Annotated in this window: 11 protein-coding genes; all 11 read right to left on the bottom strand. The window is 56.3% G+C overall.

Annotation, left to right across the window (positions count from 1 at the left end):
* Window positions 1-28: 28 nt before the first annotated feature.
* A complete protein-coding gene (gene recD, locus EKN38_RS07000; RefSeq protein WP_014833115.1) occupies window positions 29-1,849 on the bottom strand; it encodes an exodeoxyribonuclease V subunit alpha in 1,821 nt (606 codons plus the stop codon).
* Window positions 1,846-5,388: an exodeoxyribonuclease V subunit beta gene (gene recB / locus EKN38_RS06995; protein ID WP_014833116.1), complete on the bottom strand. Its 3,543-nt coding sequence runs from the start codon at window positions 5,386-5,388 to the stop codon at window positions 1,846-1,848. The genes recD and recB overlap by 4 nt, the downstream gene beginning before the upstream one ends.
* Complete coding sequence (gene ptrA / locus EKN38_RS06990; protein ID WP_014833117.1) at window positions 5,385-8,267, bottom strand: pitrilysin; 2,883 nt, start codon at window positions 8,265-8,267, stop codon at window positions 5,385-5,387. The genes recB and ptrA overlap by 4 nt, the downstream gene beginning before the upstream one ends.
* Window positions 8,268-8,407: 140 nt before the next feature.
* On the bottom strand, window positions 8,408-11,782 hold the full coding sequence (gene recC, locus EKN38_RS06985; RefSeq protein ID WP_014833118.1) for an exodeoxyribonuclease V subunit gamma: 3,375 nt from the start codon (window positions 11,780-11,782) through the stop codon (window positions 8,408-8,410).
* 12 nt (window positions 11,783-11,794) lie between these two features.
* Complete coding sequence (locus EKN38_RS06980; RefSeq protein ID WP_014833119.1) at window positions 11,795-12,118, bottom strand: prepilin-type N-terminal cleavage/methylation domain-containing protein; 324 nt, start codon at window positions 12,116-12,118, stop codon at window positions 11,795-11,797.
* Window positions 12,103-12,504, bottom strand: a complete 402-nt coding sequence (locus EKN38_RS06975; protein ID WP_014833120.1) for a DUF2509 family protein — start codon at window positions 12,502-12,504, stop codon at window positions 12,103-12,105. The genes EKN38_RS06980 and EKN38_RS06975 overlap by 16 nt, the downstream gene beginning before the upstream one ends.
* Complete coding sequence (locus EKN38_RS06970) at window positions 12,501-13,061, bottom strand: prepilin peptidase-dependent protein (protein ID WP_014833121.1); 561 nt, start codon at window positions 13,059-13,061, stop codon at window positions 12,501-12,503. Before EKN38_RS06970 ends, EKN38_RS06975 begins: the two co-directional genes overlap by 4 nt.
* Window positions 13,052-13,516 carry a prepilin peptidase-dependent protein gene (locus EKN38_RS06965; protein ID WP_014833122.1) on the bottom strand — a complete coding sequence of 155 codons (465 nt, stop codon included), beginning with the start codon at window positions 13,514-13,516 and terminating at the stop codon, window positions 13,052-13,054. The genes EKN38_RS06970 and EKN38_RS06965 overlap by 10 nt, the downstream gene beginning before the upstream one ends.
* A gap of 184 nt (window positions 13,517-13,700) precedes the next feature.
* Window positions 13,701-14,495: a thymidylate synthase gene (thyA, locus tag EKN38_RS06960; protein ID WP_014171447.1), complete on the bottom strand. Its 795-nt coding sequence runs from the start codon at window positions 14,493-14,495 to the stop codon at window positions 13,701-13,703.
* A 6-nt stretch (window positions 14,496-14,501) separates the two neighbouring features.
* Window positions 14,502-15,377 (bottom strand): prolipoprotein diacylglyceryl transferase, encoded by an 876-nt coding sequence (gene lgt, locus EKN38_RS06955; RefSeq protein ID WP_014833123.1) that lies wholly within the window; start codon window positions 15,375-15,377, stop codon window positions 14,502-14,504.
* Window positions 15,378-15,621: 244 nt separating this feature from the next.
* Window positions 15,622-17,868, bottom strand: a complete 2,247-nt coding sequence (gene ptsP / locus EKN38_RS06950) for a phosphoenolpyruvate--protein phosphotransferase (protein ID WP_046889788.1) — start codon at window positions 17,866-17,868, stop codon at window positions 15,622-15,624.
* Window positions 17,869-17,871 lie beyond the last annotated feature (3 nt).

The following is a 17,871-nucleotide window of genomic DNA, read 5'->3' as shown; positions in this document are numbered from 1 at the left end:
CTCACCCGGCTTACATTTCTGACGTCCTTCAGAGGGACTCAAATATCGCGCTCAGGCCGCTTCGCCGTTCCGTACGGGTGGCAATCGCCTGCACCAGCACACGCTCATCGGTATAGAGCGACAAGCGCTGACGCGCACGGGTGATGGCGGTGTAGATCAGCTCGCGGGTAATGACGGGTGAAAGCTGGGTGGGCAGGATCAGCGCCGCATGGTTGAACTCGGATCCCTGAGATTTGTGTACCGTCATCGCCCATGCTGTTTCATGTTCAGGCAAGCGGCTGGGCTGTACGGACTTCACGCTACCATCCGGCATCAGGAACCAGACGCGAAGCCCCTGTCCACGATCAAGCGCAATGCCAATATCCCCGTTGAACAACCCCAGCGCGCTATCGTTGCGGGAGATCATGACTGGCCGACCTTCATACCAGCGTGAATGCGGCGTGCGGGTGATTTTGCGCTTTTGCGCAAGCAATTGCTCAAGCCTGTCGTTAAGGCCGCTGACGCCAAAAGGCCCTTCCCTCAGCGCACACAGCAACTGATATTCGCCAAACGCGGCAATGACCTGCGCAGGCGTATGTTGCTGCTGCACGCTCGTCAGGAAGTGCTGATAGCCCAGCAGGGCATCATCCAGCATCGCCTGATACTCTTCCCCGGTTTGCAGCGATTTCTTCTCAATATCATTGAAGCTGCCGTCAAAAACAGCACTGGTCGCATGCCGATCCCCTCTGTTCACGGCCGCCGCCAGTTGGCCAATGCCGGAATCACTCCCGAAACGGTAGCTTTTTTGCAGCAGACAGAGGCTGTCGCGCAGCGCTGCCGCGAGAGAGTGGCTTTCAGCTGCGAGCGAACAGCCGGTGAGGCGGGCTAACTCTTCAGCACGTTCCGCGGTATACCCAAGACTCGCATAGGTGCAGATATCGCCCAGCACGGCACCGGCTTCCACCGAGGCAAGCTGGTCACGATCGCCAAGGAAAATCACGCGCGCGTGGGGAGGTAAGGCGTCAATCAGCCGCGACATCATCGTCAGGTCGATCATCGACGCTTCATCCACGACCAGCACATCGAGATGCAGCGGGTTTCCGGCATGGTAACGCAGGCGCTGGCTGCCCGGCTGGGCACCCAGTAGCCGGTGCAGGGTGCTGGCTTCATTGGGGAAAAGCGCAAGCTGTTCCCGGGTGAGCGGCAGTTTTTGCAGCGCGCCACCTAACGACTCCGTCAGCCTGGCCGCCGCTTTGCCGGTGGGTGCTGCCAGGCGAATACGGCATTTTTGCTCACCCGACAGCTGAATCAGTGCGGCAAGCAGTTTGGCCACGGTGGTGGTTTTACCCGTGCCCGGTCCGCCCGAGATCACCGAGATCCGCCGCGTTAAGGCGACGGCCGCCGCCACTTTCTGCCAGTCTGTCGCCTCATCTGAGGTAAACAGGGCATCCAGCGTTTGCCGGAGCTGCGCTTCTTCACAGGGAAGCGGCGCGTTTGTCTCGCTGAAAAAGCGCGCTACCGTCAGTTCATTACGCCACAGCCGGTTAAGGTACAACCGCTCGCCGATAAGGATCATGGGCGTCTGGGTATCGGCTCTGCTGACAGCTGGAGAGCTCAGCAAAACGGTCTGCCAGTCCACGGATTCGCCCAGCAGGGCAAAACAGGACTGAAGGGCCACAGGCATTTTTTCATCAATCGCCAGACGCGAAAGCGGCAGACAGACATGCCCTTCCCCCGCATCTTTGCTCAGGATAGCGGCAGCGAGCATCACGGCCGGCTGCTCGCCAGCCACCATCATGGCGAACTGCACATCAAGATGGCGCAGCAGTCGTTGTTCTACGGCTTCCAGCAGTAATTCCTGCATCGTCATGCCACCTCCTCCGTGCCTGCGGCAAACAAGCTGTCCATTTTTTCAATCAGTGCCTCGTCCGGGCGCGTACAGAAGATCCCCGAGCGCGGATCGGCGGCATCCACCCCGCGCAGGAAGAGGTAAATCACCCCGCCAAAATGGTCTTCGTAGCGGTAATTTGCAATGCGATGACGCAGATAACGATGCAGCGCCAGGGTATATAACTGGTATTGCAGATCGTAACGATGCATCTGCATGGCAGAGGCCATCGCCTGTTGAGTGTAGGCTTCGCTGTTTTCACCCAACCAGTTCGATTTGTAATCCAACAGGTAGTAACGCCCTTCATGGCGGAACACCAGGTCGATAAAGCCCTTCAGCATCCCCTGAACCTGACGGAAGTTAAGTGGCGGGCAACCGGCGGATAACGGGTCATACTCGCGGATCAGCGCATCCAGCGCCTCGGCCTTTAGCGGGCTGGCGATGGGAAGATAAAACTCCATCTCCACCTGCTTATCTTTAGCCGTCAACTGGCTGAGCGATATACCCTGTGCCGTCAGCGGGGCGTGAAGGATTGCACTGATCCATTCGGTGAGCACCGGCTGCCATTGTGCGTCGTAGCCCCCACTTTGCAACATTTTCAGTACCCACTCCTCAGAGACAGGTTGGGTGAAATCCAGCTCTTCAAACAGGCTGTGTAAAAATGTGCCCGGTGACGCGCCGCGCGGAAATTGATGAGGAGTCAGCACCGGTTCATCCGGCACACTTCCGGTTCCTGCGGCATCCACGTCAAGCTTAGGCATCAGATCCTGCGCAATGCTCTGCCCGTGCTGCTGTAAACCGGAGTAGCTGGTCACACGCCAGTCGTCTGCAACGGTTCGCGTAATCTGCCGGGCATGCAGCTCAGACGCCTGCTGCTCTGGCAGTTGCCAGCGGCTGTTATCGGGTTGCGACGGAATATGCAGGGCAATATGTTCCCCGCAGAGTGAGTCGATACACAGACGCAACCCTGCTGCATCTTTGGGTTCGCCGAGCTGAATCAGCCTGCCCAGCGCGCTCAGATGAAAATCGGTCTCACCTGTCTTTTCGCCACGGCGGCGGAATAGCGGCGCGACACCCAGACTACAGTGCCAGACCGAGCGGGTCAGTGCCACATAGAGCAAGCGTAAATCTTCGGCCAGGCGCTCGGCCTCGGCCAGTTCAACGCTGGACTCTGCTTTACTGAGATCGAGCACCGCTTCGAAGGACTCACGATCGTGGTAAAAGGCCTGATCCTGCACCCGGTAATTGGCGATAAACGGCAGCCAGACCAGCGGATACTCCAGGCCTTTCGACTTGTGAATGGTGACGATTTGCACCAGGTGTTTATCACTCTCGAGACGCATCTGCTGGCTCGACGAGTTACTGTTCGGATCGGCAATTTGCTGCGCGAGCCAGCGCACCAGGGCATGCTCACTTTCCAGCTGCGTGCCCGCCTCCTGCAACAGTTCGCTGATATGCAAAATATCGGTCAGACGGCGCTCACCGCCTGCCGTGGCGAGCATATTCTCAGCAATGTGACGCTGCCTCATCAGTTCACGCAGCATCGCCATCACGCCGCGTTTTTGCCAGCGCTCGCGGTAATGCACAAACTCTTCGACCACCGCATCCCAGGCGGCTTCGTCGTTATTTAGCGCATCAATATCGCGCGCGTTCAGTCCCAGCATGCTGCTTGCCAGCGCGCTGCGAAGGGTGCTTTCCCGCTCCGGCGCCAGCACGGCCTGCAGCAACCACATCATCTCCTGCGCTTCCAGCGTTTCAAAGACACTATCGCGGTTAGAGAGATACACAGACGGGATATTCAGTGACGTCAGGGCATCACGGATCAGCGCCGCCTCCTGACGACTGCGCACCAGCACCGTAATATCGGATGCCTTTACCGGGGTGGATTTATCCCCCTTCCACAGCAACGCCTCACCGCGCGTGCCTGCGCTGAGCCAGTCCCGGATCTGCGCGGCACAGTACTGAGCCATGGCATGTTGATAGTCCGCAACGCCACACCCCTCACCGTCCAGCAGCCAGAAATTCATCGCGGGTTGGGTCACGCCGTTGAATTCAAAGCGTAACGCGGCATTTCTGGCAGCGAATTTTACCGGTTGAAAGGGAATTTCCCGGAACATAAACGCCGACTCCATGCGGCTGAAAAGCGCGTTGACGCTCTCCACCATCCCCGGTGAGGAACGCCAGTTGGTGTCCAGGGTGTAGTGCGCCGCCACCTCGCTACGGGCTTTCATGTAGGTGAAAATATCCGCCCCACGGAAGGCATAAATGGCCTGCTTTGGATCGCCAATCAGCAACAGCGCGGTGTCGGGCTGCTGTCGCCAGATACGGCGGAAAATGCGGTACTGCTGGGGATCGGTATCCTGAAATTCGTCAATCATCGCCACCGGAAAGCGCGTGCGGATGGCGGCGGCAAGCGCCTCGCCGTTTTCACTGCACAACGCCGCGTCCAGGCGACTTAGCATATCGTCAAACCCCAACTCTCCCCGGCGGCGTTTCTCACGCGAGACCGCTTCACGGATCTCCGTCATGGCGCGGGTGATCATCAGGTCGTTGAGGGTTAACGGCTCTGCCAGCAGGGTTTCGATCTCAACAAACAGCGGGTGCTCCGGAACTATGCCATCGGCTTTGGTGCGCTCAACCAGAAAACGCCGGGAAAATTTTTCCAGCGCGTCCGGAAGCTGATAACCGCGCGTCTCCTCCTGCGCCCAGGCAGTGATCCTGTCGATCCATTTCCCCTGATTGCCACGGTTAAACTTGCGCCTGTCGATGCCGGAATTTTCGATAATGGCGTCAATCTCGCTGACAGACTCGAGCCATTTTTGCTTCAGGGCGGCAATCTTCGCGACAATTTTTTCATGGCGCGAGGCCAGCGTTTCATCTGCAGGCGGTGGGGATTTAATGACCGGGGCTTCCCCCTGGAGGTAGCGGTCAATGGCACGCAGAAGCTCCTCAGGCCCTTTCCACAACGCATGTACCGCTTCTGCGATATCTCGCTGTAAGGGGTAGCAGTGGCGACGCCAGAAATCTGCACAGGCCTGATAGCGAAGCTCAGATTCATCTTCAATAAGCTGCTGTTCAAACAGCATGCCGGATTCAAACGCATTCAGGCTCAGCATGCGCTGGCAAAAACCGTGAATGGTGAAGACGGAGGCCTCATCCATTTGCCGTTCAGCCAGAAGCAGCCACTGTGCGGCCTGCTGTTTATCAGCAATCTCTTCCAGCAGGCTCGCGTAGAGCGGGTTATCCGTGCTTTCGCGCAAACAGGCGATGCGCAGTTCATGAATATTGGCACGGATACGGCCGCGCAGCTCTGCGGTGGCGGCCTCGGTGAAGGTCACCACCAGCAGCTCCTCCACGCTTAGTGGACGTGGAAAAGCGGCATGACCGCCCAGCCCCAGCAACAGGCGCAGATACAGTGCGGCAATGGTGAATGTTTTTCCCGTTCCCGCTGAGGCTTCAATCAATCGTTCACCCTGTAGAGGTAAACGTAAGGGATCAAGAGGCTCAGCGGTATCGGTCATTCTTTCTTACTCCAGGGCATAGATTGCTGCAGGGCGCTGACGCTCTTCCAGATTTTCCAGCCTTTCGGGTTAACGTAGTCCGTTTTCCCGCTCTGGCTACCAGAAACCTGAGACAGAATGGCCATTCCCTGCGGTTTAACCACCGCCTGATGGAAGAAGTCGGCAACCTTCTGAGGCGTCAGCTGTTTTATCTCGGCCACTACTTTATCACGCGAATCAAATTTCAGATTACCGCGATCAAAATCTTTGCTCAGCTGGGATGCTTCTTCACCCAGCGTCTGCGGCGGTTGCATCACCTGCGCAATCACGGCCTGCTGGATCTGGGCGAACTCTTCCGGCTTCATGGCTCGCAGTCTGGCTTCCGCTTGCGGGAAGAATGCCTGGTAACGCTGCCAGAGATAAGCGGGTTGTTTATCGCTGCTCTGCAGCAGGAAACCCAGCCCCCACTGACGGCCGACGTTCATGGAGAACGCAAAGACCGCGTAACCAAGCTGCTCTTCTGTGCGCAGTTGATTGTAGAACCACGGCTGAATAATTTGTCCCAGAACGGCACTCTGCGCAGAACTGGTGAATTCATCATAGCCCGTAGGCACAAACACGGCGGCCAGCGCGGAATCCGTGCTGTTGCCTGCTTTTTCGAAAATCACATTCTGTTTTTTCTCAACCAGCACATCCTGGTTGCGGCACCACTCGTCGCCTTTTGAACCGAGCTGCTGACGTACGTTCTCTGCCAGCGTTTTGGCCTGCTCCTCACTCATATTGCCGACGATAAGAAACTCCGGACGCGTGTTCGTTTTCAGCGCGTCGCGATAAGCCAGCACCTCTTTTAAAGAGAGGGATGGCAGCAGCGCCCGGCGATCTTCACGCTGGAAATAGGGGATTTGCGACAGCATTTGCGCCGGCATGATCGCCTGATCGTACGCTTTGCCTTTCTCAGCAGAATCCATCATCTGCGCATACCAGGACTTAGCCTGCTCAAACTGTTCTTCCGTTGGCGTGTAGCTGAAATAGCCCTCCAGCAACGCCTGGAACAGCTGAGGCAGACGCTGGGTATAGCCGTTTGCATTGACCATCAGACCGTTATTGGCGTTGGTAGAGAAGCTGATCCCACCCACGGCGGCCTGGTTGCTGAGCTGGTCAAGCGCGATACCGGCCAGATAGTCATTGAGCGCAAACATCACCTGATTTTTGGCGCTATCCATCGCTTTCGGGTTGCGAAGGACAACGCTGACATCGGCTTTTGGCTCACTGGCAAAATAGTGGCTTGGGGTGTACACCACGCGCAACGTCGGCTCATCAACAATAAGCTGCGGATGTGGATACGCTTTCGTGGTTTTAATCAGGGAGAAATCATCCGGGATATAGGGATTCAATTCCGGCAGCTTCAGGGCAATCTCTCCGGCCTTTTTCTGCCAGTCCGCGAAGGTTTGCGCACTGATTTTATCCACCTGATAAGGGGCATCCACAAAATAGGCCGTTTTGTTATGCGGCTCGTTCGGGCTGATGTACCAGATACGGGCATTCTGCGGGGTCATCATCGCCAGGCGCGCTTTTATCGCCTCAGCGTCGTACCGGTCGGCAATGTTGACCGCGTCCAGCGTATGTTCCACCGGCACGCGGATCATGGTGTCCGCCAGCCACTCAACGTAGTCCATGTCGCGGGTAATGGACGGATAACGGAAATCGAGGTCCAGCACGTGTGCCAGTTCGTCAAAGTAGCGTTTATCAACGCCTTTATCACGCAGCAACGAGAGATAGCTGAAGATAGCCGCCACCACTTCATCACGGTGCGCCAGCCCTTTGTCGGTCAGGGTGGCGGAGATGGCCAGCACACCGCTGTTGCCGTTCACCACAGGATCGGAATCGGCACGGATCCCTTCCACCAGCCCCTGCTTTTGCAGCCAGTCAGAAAGCGTACCCGGACTACGGTTACCAATAAGATAGGTGACCAGTTCATCCGTTTTACTGCGGAACTGTGCCGTATTGTTATCAATGCGGAACTCAACGCGTAACACCTTGCGCGGCAGTGCAGGCACGTAGTGGATCACGATCCCTTTCTGCGCGTCGGTAACAACCGGTACGTTTATCTGCGGCAGGTCGATGTTTTTATTTGGTACCCGTCCAAAGGTCTGCGCCGCCATGGCAGCCAGTTCTGGCAACGGTTTGTTGCTGTAGATAACCGCTTTCATCAGGTTAGCGGAGTAATATTTATCGCGAAACGCATGCAGCGCATCAAGCACCGGGCTGTTTGGTTTGTCACTCAGCGTCTCAAGATTCCCCCCGGAAAAACGGGAGCCAGGGTGCGCCGGGTTGATGGTTTCGGCGCTCACTTGCGCCATGCGCATACCGTCACGCGTGCGGGCCAGAGTCAATTCAGCGTTAACGGCGTTGCGTTCGCGGTCAGCATATTTTTTATCCAGCAACGGCGCGGCAATGGCATCAGCGAGGCGGTCCACCGCCCCTTCCAGCGCATCATTTTCAACTTCAAGATAAAATGCCGTCCGATACGGTGCCGTACTGGCGTTGTGGCTGCCGCCATGCATTTTCAGAAATTCGGAGAGGCTATCCGGCTGGGGATATTTTTTTGAACCCATCAGCGTCATATGTTCCAGATAGTGAGCAAGACCCGGGTGCGCTTCGGGATCTTCCAGCGACCCCACAGGCACCACTAACGCTGAAAGGGATTTCACCGCCTGCGGGTCGGAAACCAGCAGCACGGTCATCCCGTTATCAAGGCGTACAGCCTGATACTGACGGGTATCTTTTTCGCTCTTACGGATAGTTTCCTGAACGGGTTGCCAACCGGAGCCTGCCTGAGTGATGGGAGCCCAAAGGGCGACAAACAAAACAAACGCTTTGAACAAGGTGCTGCCTGGCATTAACGACCTCTTTATCACGGCTACATCATTAACAAACTGCGTGCTGGACACGCCAGCATCTCTTTCTTTCGGTACATCAGTCCGTGATAGCAGGTGCATCATAAATGAACACCCTTTGCTGCGCAATTTTTATACAGCAGTCAGGACTGATTAAATTTGAACAACGGTAACAGGTAACGTTGTGCCTCTTCCGTGATAGTCTCAAAGTATTCTGGCTCAAGCGTTCGCCATAAACGTTGATACCAGACATCATCACCTTCACCACGGACCATCATGTTACCTTCCCAGGCCTGAACAAATTTACTCCGCGCTTTCTGCAGTGAAGCGTCATCCGTTAACATCGCATCATTCTGCGCGTCATAACAGGCTTTTATCCACGCCCCGCCACTTTCAGGCAGTAACAGCAGCGGTTTGTTCATACCCTGACGATAGCCTTCTATGTACAGGGACAAGTAATGTAACGCCTGCTCCGGGTCCATCGGCGGGAAGCGCCACTCGCCCTCCTTGCGTACAAACATCCGGCTTTCACCTTGATTACCGCCAGCACTGTAGACAAGATGTTCGAGCCAGAGTTGCAAACCCTGCGAAACGCTCAGCATGGAAGGCCGCCAGCGCAGCAGCCCGTCCGGCTGAACCTGGGTCAGCCATCCCGTTAACTGGATACCGTTGCAGTTGAGGTCGATTTCAAGACTCGTGCCCGGCTGTCGGCATTCGATAACACGCTCAGCAAGCGCCTTCATCTCTGTACACTGCGCCTCCCAGACGATCTCCCCGAACGCACCATACGGTAATTGTCCCGCAGCGCGATAGCGGCGGAACAGTTTGTCAGCGTCTTCCTGCTCCACCAGCGCATTCAGCAACTGGAGGTTTAACTGATAGCGCTCCAGGCCGTCCAGCGTAAACGGTTCTGCATCAGGGATTTCGCTCTCTTCAGAGCGGAAGTTAACCTGCAAACGCTGCTGGAAGAAGGCGCGTACCGGATGCGCCCAAAACCGCTGCAGTTGTTCGAAGGTCAGGGTTTCAATGGGCCGTGGGTCGAGCTCCTGAATGAAATCGCTGTGCGCTCTCCCCTCTTTCTTCGCCGCGGGCAGCCACTCCTGGGCATAGCTCTGATATTCGCTGGCGACGTAGTTCATCGGGTCAAACGGCATTCGGCTGTGACAACAGGTGATATGCGCTTTCACCCGCAGGTCGCTCTCATCGCAGTTACGTTCTTCATCCCCCGGCAGGTAGTGGCTCTGTCCGATATAGTCCACCAGTTCCTGCACCAGAACGGAGGGGAAACGCGCGCTGTTGTCCTGAATCGACCGACCGATATAGCTGATGTAGAGCTTGTTCTGCGCGGAAATCAGCGCCTCAAGGAAGAGGTAGCGGTCATCATCACGACGGCTACGGTCGCCCCGCTTCGGTGCCGGGCTCATGAGATCAAAGCCCAGCGGCGGCAGGGCGCGTGGATAAATACCGTCATTCATGCCAAGCAGACACACCACTTTGAAGGGGATGGAACGCATGGGCATCAGGGTGCAGATATTGATTGGGCCGGCAAGGAAGCGCTGGCTGATACGCTCCTGATCGAGACGCTGGGTCAATTCATCACGCAGAAGCGACAGCGGGATCGCTTCGTTATAGTGGGAGTTTACCCCCTCATCGACTATCGCCTGCCACTGCGTTTCGATCAGCGCCATCGCGGCTTCCGTGTCACTGTCCGGCAGGAAGAAATCATTGAGCACTTCCCGGCAAACCGGCAGCCATTCCTCCAGCGGACGCGGCTTCATCAACGCACGTCGCCAGCGGTTAAGCTGCATCAGCAATGAGGCTAAATGACCCACCAGCTCTGCGATTAACCCGCTGGACTCATCGTACGGCAGGACCTCATTCCATTCGCCCAGGCTGCTTTCCATGGCGTACCCCAGCAGCATACGCGTCAGACCAAACTGCCAGGTGTGCTGTCCGGTAGGGGGAAGCTCGAACTCCTGTACGTTGTCATCATCTATCCCCCAACGGACGCCAGATTCGTTCACCCACTGACGGAGGTAGCGCAGCCCCTCTTCGTTAATGTTGAAACGTGCGGCCAGCACAGGGACATCGAGCAATGCCAGTACATCTTCGGAAATGAAGCGACTATCAGGCAGTGACAGCAGGGTGACAAATGCCTGCAAGGCCGGGTGAGACTGGCGAGCCCGGCGGTCAGAGATAGCGTAAGGCAGGTAGCGCTCTCCCGTCGCACTGCCGAAAACAGCCTGAATAAAGGGACTGTAGCTGTCGATATCCGCCACCATCACCACGATATCACGCGGTGTCAGTTCCGGATCGTCCTGCAGCATGGCGAGTAATTGATCGTGCAGGACTTCGACTTCACGCTGCGCACTGTGGCAAACATGCACCGTGATACTGCGATCTTCTGGATCCAGTCTCCGCTTCGTGTCGCTGCGTTCAAATTCTTCGGCCGTCACGCCCATTACGGCACGATTTTCCAGATCCAGAATATCTGACTGGATATTGTGCAGCAGGCTGTCCGGCGTGATTTCAACAAACGCATCCACGTCGCCTTCGCCTGACGAGGTGATATCAGAGAGCATATGAATGTAGTCGCGACCCAGCTTGCCCCATGAGGCGAGCAGCGGGTTTGGCAGGTTCTGAATGCCCTGTTCATCAAAAAGCTGCGCGGCAGAGGCGCTGTCTTTAAACAACGGTACGGTACGCTCTTCAAAGAGGCGTCGCCGCTGGCGCGTCACGAGCCGTGAAAGCCACCGGTCATCCTGAATGTCGCCCCAGTAGTGGCGGCATGGATTGGTGAAGAGAATATGGATGTCGGTGTGTTTACCGAGCGCCTTCAGCGCATCCAGGTAGACGGGTGGCAGGGCTGAAATACCACAGATGAACACGCGGGAAGGCAAGCGGGCCGGTCGTTCAGCGCTGTTTTCCAGTATGGAGATGAACCGTTGGTAGAGGTTCGCACGATGCCACTTAGGTTGACCAAGTTTTTCGGTATGCTCCACCAGCGCTTTCCACAGCGGTGCTTGCCAGACCTGTGCCTCCGGCAGGCCTTCCACCTGCTCACCCGCTTCCCAGCGAGTCAGCCATTCCGGACGATACACTAAATACTGGTCATAGAGATCCGCGGTACGCGATGCCAGCTGGAACAGCTTGCGTTTGTCGGTATCGTCATTCAGATAGTGGCGCAGCATGGCAAACTCATCATGCGTGAGCATTTCTGGCAAAAGCGCCATCAGCTTCCAGCTCATGCTTTGTTTGTTGAACGCGCTCTGCTCGGGGATGTCAGGCAACACGCGGACAAACATCTCCCAGATAAAGCTCGCGGGAAGCGGAAAATCGATATTCGCTGCGATGCCAAATTTACGGGAAAGTGACATCTGCAGCCACTGTGCCATACCGGTGCTCTGCACCAGCACCATTTCAGGCTCAAAAGGATCGTCAAGCCGCTCGCGCTCAACGATAAATTCCATCAGCGCTTCCAGCACATCCAGACGATTTGAGTGGTAGACCCTTAACATAGACGCTCCCGACTACTGGCTAACCGGGCAATGCAAACGCGTCATCTCACCGCGCCGCCCCAGAGGAGAAATAAGTGTAACCGTGATGCTGACACATCCGGACTGTGTTGTCTGCACCCGGTTTATCTGCCAGCCTGCGGGCAGCGCACTGGCGTCCCGCTGCGACTGCGTCCAGGCGATATGCCAGAGCTGGCGATACTGACTAAACAGTTTAAACCGGGAGGCCAGCGCCCGGTGATAGCCAGACAACGCTGTCACCATCACCACCAGTAACATTATCGACAGCAGCACTTCAACCATGCTGAACCCTTTTTCTTTCTTCATGGCAGTTGGCATAACGCGCTCTCCTTGAGAGGACAAAAATCACTCCAGCCATGAGGTAAAAAACGTATGCGCCCGTCGGTAATCTCCCCGCCACGCCAGAGCAACTGTTCGCCTTCCCCGGCGATAAGTAACACCCGGGTCTCATTCAGAACACGCAAACATACACGTTGCGTTTGTCTCTGTTTGCACTGCACATCTGGCTGCAACGACCAGCGCTGAACGCGCCCCCACTCCAGCGCCGACTGCACCGCTGCCTGCTGCTGGATCGAATGGCTCTCACCGCCCACCAGTATGCTAAACGTTGTCAGCTGCTGGTTGAGACCGGTGAGGATTAGCGTGCCTAGCACCAGTAACAGCAGAACCAGCGCCAGCGATGCGACCCCACTCTCGCGGTTCACAAGTTAAATCCCATAACGGCATGGTGTGCCTGATAAGGGACGGCCAGCTTATCGTTATCCGTAGCGGTCAGATCTATATATAACGCAGGCGCAAACCCCGGATGTTCATGTTTACGCACCACAAAGGTGTGGATCACCAGCCTGTCCGGGTCTGTCAGCTTCTCCCATCCTTTTCCTTCACATGTCGCAGCCCCACGCAGGGTTTCCAGCGCGCCAGACTCCAGACGAAACCCCGTACTTTCATTTTCGGAAGCCGAGGTATCCCAGACGCCGTTACTGTTGGCATCCCATCTGACAATCACGCAGCTTCCCTCCCTGCCGATGGTCAGGCTCTGCCCCTGGCAGTCTCCCGCGCAATACCCCGCGCGCTGTAACTGCTTGCCAATGGCGAACAGCCGTTGCCAGATCTCTTCTTCACGTTCCAGCGCCCGGGATTGCAACAAAACAGCCCGTTGCAGCCCCGGTAAAAAACGCGACGTGCTCAGTAACAAAATGCTGCTGATCGCCATCGCAATCAGCACCTCCGTGAGTGAGAAACCGTGCTGCTTCATCGGCATGAATTTTCCCCTGCAAAACTACAGATCCTGATACGTCCTCCATTTGACACGACGATCAACCACTCCCCTGCACCACTTTGTACCCGTATCCGCCCAGCCCACGCCGTATCTCTTAATCCGTAGAATCCTAATGAAGGCGTAACTTCGCTTAGCACGACCTCAGGCCACAGTGGTCTGAGGACAAGCGGATTGTGATTCTCACATCCCTGTATGACAGAGCTCGCCAGGCAGGCTCCTTTTCCATCCTGCTGAAGCATAATCACGTGGTCACGGTTGTAACGATTGGCATCGTTTCGCAGAAACACGAGGTAATCGCGGACCTGACAGGCGGCCTGCCACAACCTCTGACGCTGCTGCCAGTTGTCCCAGCCGTATAGCCCTGTGGCACTCAGGATGATGACTAGCGAGATGGCAACCAGCGTTTCGATAAGCGTAAAGCCGTTCTCTTTTTTCATGCCGGGAGTGTGGCGAAACGCCGTGAACGTGACGAGCGACAATTCGAGGTTTTACGAGGCGTTATCCAGAGAATGTCATTCGTTGCAGCGTGTTGCACGCTGGCTGGACAACGCCTCGGAAAACAGAGTGAAGACGAAAAAAAACCGGCGCGTAAGTGCGCCGGTTGTGTAACGATTTGCCGTATCAGATAGCGACAGGGGCTTTGATGCCAGGATGCGGGTCGTATCCCTCAATCTCGAAGTCATCAAAGCGATAATCGAAGATCGATTCCGGTTTGCGTTTGATAATCAGCTTCGGCAGCGCACGCGGCTCGCGGGTCAACTGCAGATGCGTCTGTTCCATGTGGTTGCTGTAGAGGTGAGTATCCCCACCGGTCCAGACAAAATCACCGACGTCCAGATCGCACTGCTGGGCCATCATATGCACTAACAGCGCATAGCTGGCGATGTTAAACGGCAGGCCGAGGAAGACGTCGCAAGAGCGCTGGTAAAGCTGGCAGGAGAGTTTGCCATCCGCCACATAGAACTGGAAGAACGCATGGCACGGTGCCAGCGCCATTTTATCCAGCTCACCCACGTTCCAGGCAGAAACGATGATACGGCGCGAGTCCGGGTCGTTTTTTAGCTGGTTCATCACGGTGGTGATTTGGTCAATATGGCGGCCATCAGGCGTTGGCCATGCACGCCACTGCTTGCCGTAAACCGGACCCAGGTTGCCGTTTTCATCTGCCCATTCGTCCCAGATAGAGACGTTATTTTCGTGCAGATACGCAACGTTGGTATCGCCTTGCAGGAACCAGAGCAGTTCATGAATGATCGAGCGCAGGTGGCAGCGCTTTGTCGTCACCAGGGGGAAACCTTCTTGCAGGTTGAAGCGCATCTGGTGGCCAAAAATGGAGAGCGTGCCGGTACCGGTACGGTCATTTTTCGGCGTGCCCTCGTCGAGCACTTTTTTCATCAATTCAAGATACTGTTTCATGGTTCCTCAGGAAAGTTGTTGCTGTGGACGACGACGATACGCCCAAATCATCATAATGGCACCCGCTACGATCATCGGAATGGAGAGGATCTGCCCCATGCTGATGTACTGTACCCACTCGCCGGTGAACTGTGCATCCGGCTGGCGGAAGAACTCGACGATGATACGGAACGCACCGTAGCCAATCAGGAACAGGCCGGAGACAGCCCCCATCGGGCGCGGTTTGCGGATAAACAAATTCAGGATGATAAACAGCACCACGCCTTCCAGCGCCAGCTCATAGAGTTGGGACATATGGCGCGGCAGAACGCCGTACGTATCGAAAATGGATTGCCACTCTGGATGCGACGGCAGCAGCGCCATGTCTTCCGCACGCGAGCCCGGGAACAGCATGGTAAAGGAAACGCTCGGGTCGACACGTCCCCACAGTTCGCCGTTGATGAAGTTGCCCAGACGGCCAGCCCCCAGACCAAACGGGATCAGTGGCGCGATAAAATCTGATACCTGGAAGAAATTGCGTTTGGTGCGTTTGGCAAAAATCACCATCACCAGGATCACACCAATCAGGCCGCCGTGGAAGGACATGCCGCCATCCCAGACGCGGAACAGATAGAGCGGATCATTGAGGAACACCGGGAGGTTATAAAACAGGACATAACCAATACGGCCCCCCAGGAACACACCAAGGAAGCCCGCATAAAGCAGGTTTTCGACTTCGTTTTTGGTCCAGCCGCTGCCAGGACGACTGGCGCGACGGCCGGCAAGCCACATCGCAAAAATGAAGCCCACCAGGTACATCAGACCGTACCAGTGAAGCGAAACAGGTCCTACTGAGAAAATGACCGGATCAAATTCCGGAAAATGCAGATAACCACTGTTCATCTGTCACCACAAGATGTTGTTATTCCGCTGAAAGTGGACAGCGGCAGAGATGCGCCCCGGCAGTCAGCAGAGGCTCCAAAGTTGCGAATCATAGCATAAGGCAGAGGCAGAGGATGCGTCAGAGATGTAAAAGATGTGTATAGAGGATGGTGCGGGTTGTTGCCCTCTCCCACGGGGCTGAGGGATCCCCACAGAAAAAGTGCGCACGAACGGCTCCCTCTCCTCAGGGAGAGAGATAAAGGCTTCAGCGGCCACCGCGGATCAGACCGCCCATGCCACGTCGTTCCATAAATGCGGCGACCTGATGACGAACCTCTGTTGCCAGCTGCGCTTCAAGACTGCGCTCGGCCAGCTCACGGGCATCTCCGATGTCGATATGGCGTAGCAGGTACTTCACACGTGCGACAGCGCGACCGTTCATCGACAGATGTCGGTACCCCAGGCCAATGAGGATCGCAACGCACATTGAATCTCCGGCCATTTCACCACACAAACGTAAATCGATGCCGTACTGCTCCGCTTCGCGGGCAATCATCGCTAACGCCCGAATGATGGCCGGATGCAGGCTGTCATAGATACTGGCGACACGCGTGTTGTTACGATCGACGGCCAGAATATACTGCGTCAGATCGTTGGTCCCGACAGAGATGAAATCGACCCGGTTTGCCAGCTGCGGCAGCATAAAGACCATGGAAGGTACTTCGAGCATCACCCCGATCCGCGGTTTGGGGATCGCATAGCCGATCATCTCTTCAACTTCGCGGCCTGCACGTTCGATCAACCGTCGTGCTTCGTCGATCTCATCGATGCTGGTGACCATAGGCAATAAAATGCTGAGGTTCCCGGTCGCCGCATTCGCGCGCAGCATGGCGCGCACCTGGATCAGGAAGATCTCAGGCTGATCGAGCGTAATGCGGATCCCGCGCCAGCCCAGGCACGGGTTTTCTTCACTGATCGGCATATACGGCAGCTGTTTATCCGCCCCAACATCCAGGGTACGCAGTGTGACCGGTTTATCGTTAAACATCTGCAACATGCCCTGATACTGCGCGACCTGCTCCTCTTCAGAGGGGAAGCCGCTTTGCAGCATAAACGGGATTTCGGTGCGATATAAACCGATGCCATCAATGCGGCTACCGAGCTTCTCTTCATGCTCGGGGCTTAAACCCGCGTTGAGCATGACTTTGATCCGCTCACCGCTTTTGAGCTGCGCAGGCAGATTAACGTCATCTTCCGCCAGCTTGCTTAATTCGTTCTCTTCACTGATAAGACGCTGGTATTCCTGGAGCAGAACCGGCTCAGGATCGACCAGGAGCTCACCGCGATAGCCATCCACCACCAGCGTGCGTCGGTGCAGCACCGAGGGCTGAATGTCTGCCCCCATAACGGTGGGGATACCCAGGGCACGTACCATAATGGCCGCATGGGAGTTGGCGGCGCCATCGCGCACCACCACCCCTGCCAGCCTGTCCTGCGGCAGCTCCGCCAGCGTCGTCGCGGACAGTTCATCGGCAACCAGCACAAACCGTTTTGGCCAGGCATTCGGCCCCTGGATCGTGTCATCAAGGTGGAACAGCAGTCGCTGACCGAGTGTACGTAAATCTCCCGCACGCTCTTTCAGGTAACCGTCTGTCAGTGCGGCAAATTGCTCAGCAAATTTTTCGATGACCTTTTTAACGGCCCATTCCGCAACGAAGCCTTTATCAACCTCGGCAAAAAGCTCACGGCGCAGACGCGCATCGGAGAGCAGGTGCGAATAGAGGTCAAAAATGGCCGCCGTCTCTTTTTGCGCCCCGGCGGCAAAGCGTTTGCTGTAACGCCGAAATTCGTTAGCCGCCTCTTCCAGCGCTGCGGTGAGGCGCTCGCGCTCAAGCGCTTCATCAAGGGTTGAGGCTTCGTAAACCTGCTCCATCAGCGGCAGGGTGGCGTCCATCCAGCCTTCAGCGATCGCCACACCCGGCGACGCCGGAAGCGCGCGAATACGTGTATGGCGATACTGACCAAACAGGGCGGCAAGCTGAGACTGGGAGAGGATCGCAGCCATCTGCGTGGCTAGCGTCACGAGGAAAGACTCTTCGCTTTCGTCATACTGACGCAGTTCGCGCTGCTGCACCACCAGGACGCCAAGCAGTTGACGACGCTGGATGATCGGTACGCCCAGGAAGGCGCGGAAACGCTCTTCTTTGACGGAGGGAATGTATTTAAAGCTGGGGTGTTTTTGCGCGTCGGCAAGGTTGATGGGCTCAGCCAGTCGCCCCACCAGGCCTACGATACCTTCATCAAAGGCGAGCGTAACGGTACGACCGCGTGGTTTTTTTAAACCACGGGTTGCCATCAGGTAATAGCAGCGCCGGTCATGGTCGGCCAGATATACCGAACAGACTTCGGTCTCCATCGCAAGACAGATGTCAGTGACCAGTATATTCAGCGCCTCGTTCAGACGAGGCGCACTGGCCACTTTCTCGACTATTTCTCGCAAGCGGGTGAGCATGAT

This window comes from Enterobacter sp. WCHEn045836, from assembly GCF_003965585.1.
In the GTDB taxonomy this organism is placed as follows: Bacteria; Pseudomonadota; Gammaproteobacteria; order Enterobacterales; family Enterobacteriaceae; genus Enterobacter; species Enterobacter dissolvens.
Note: the sequence above shows the minus strand (reverse complement) of the source record. Positions and strands in the feature narration are given on the sequence as shown.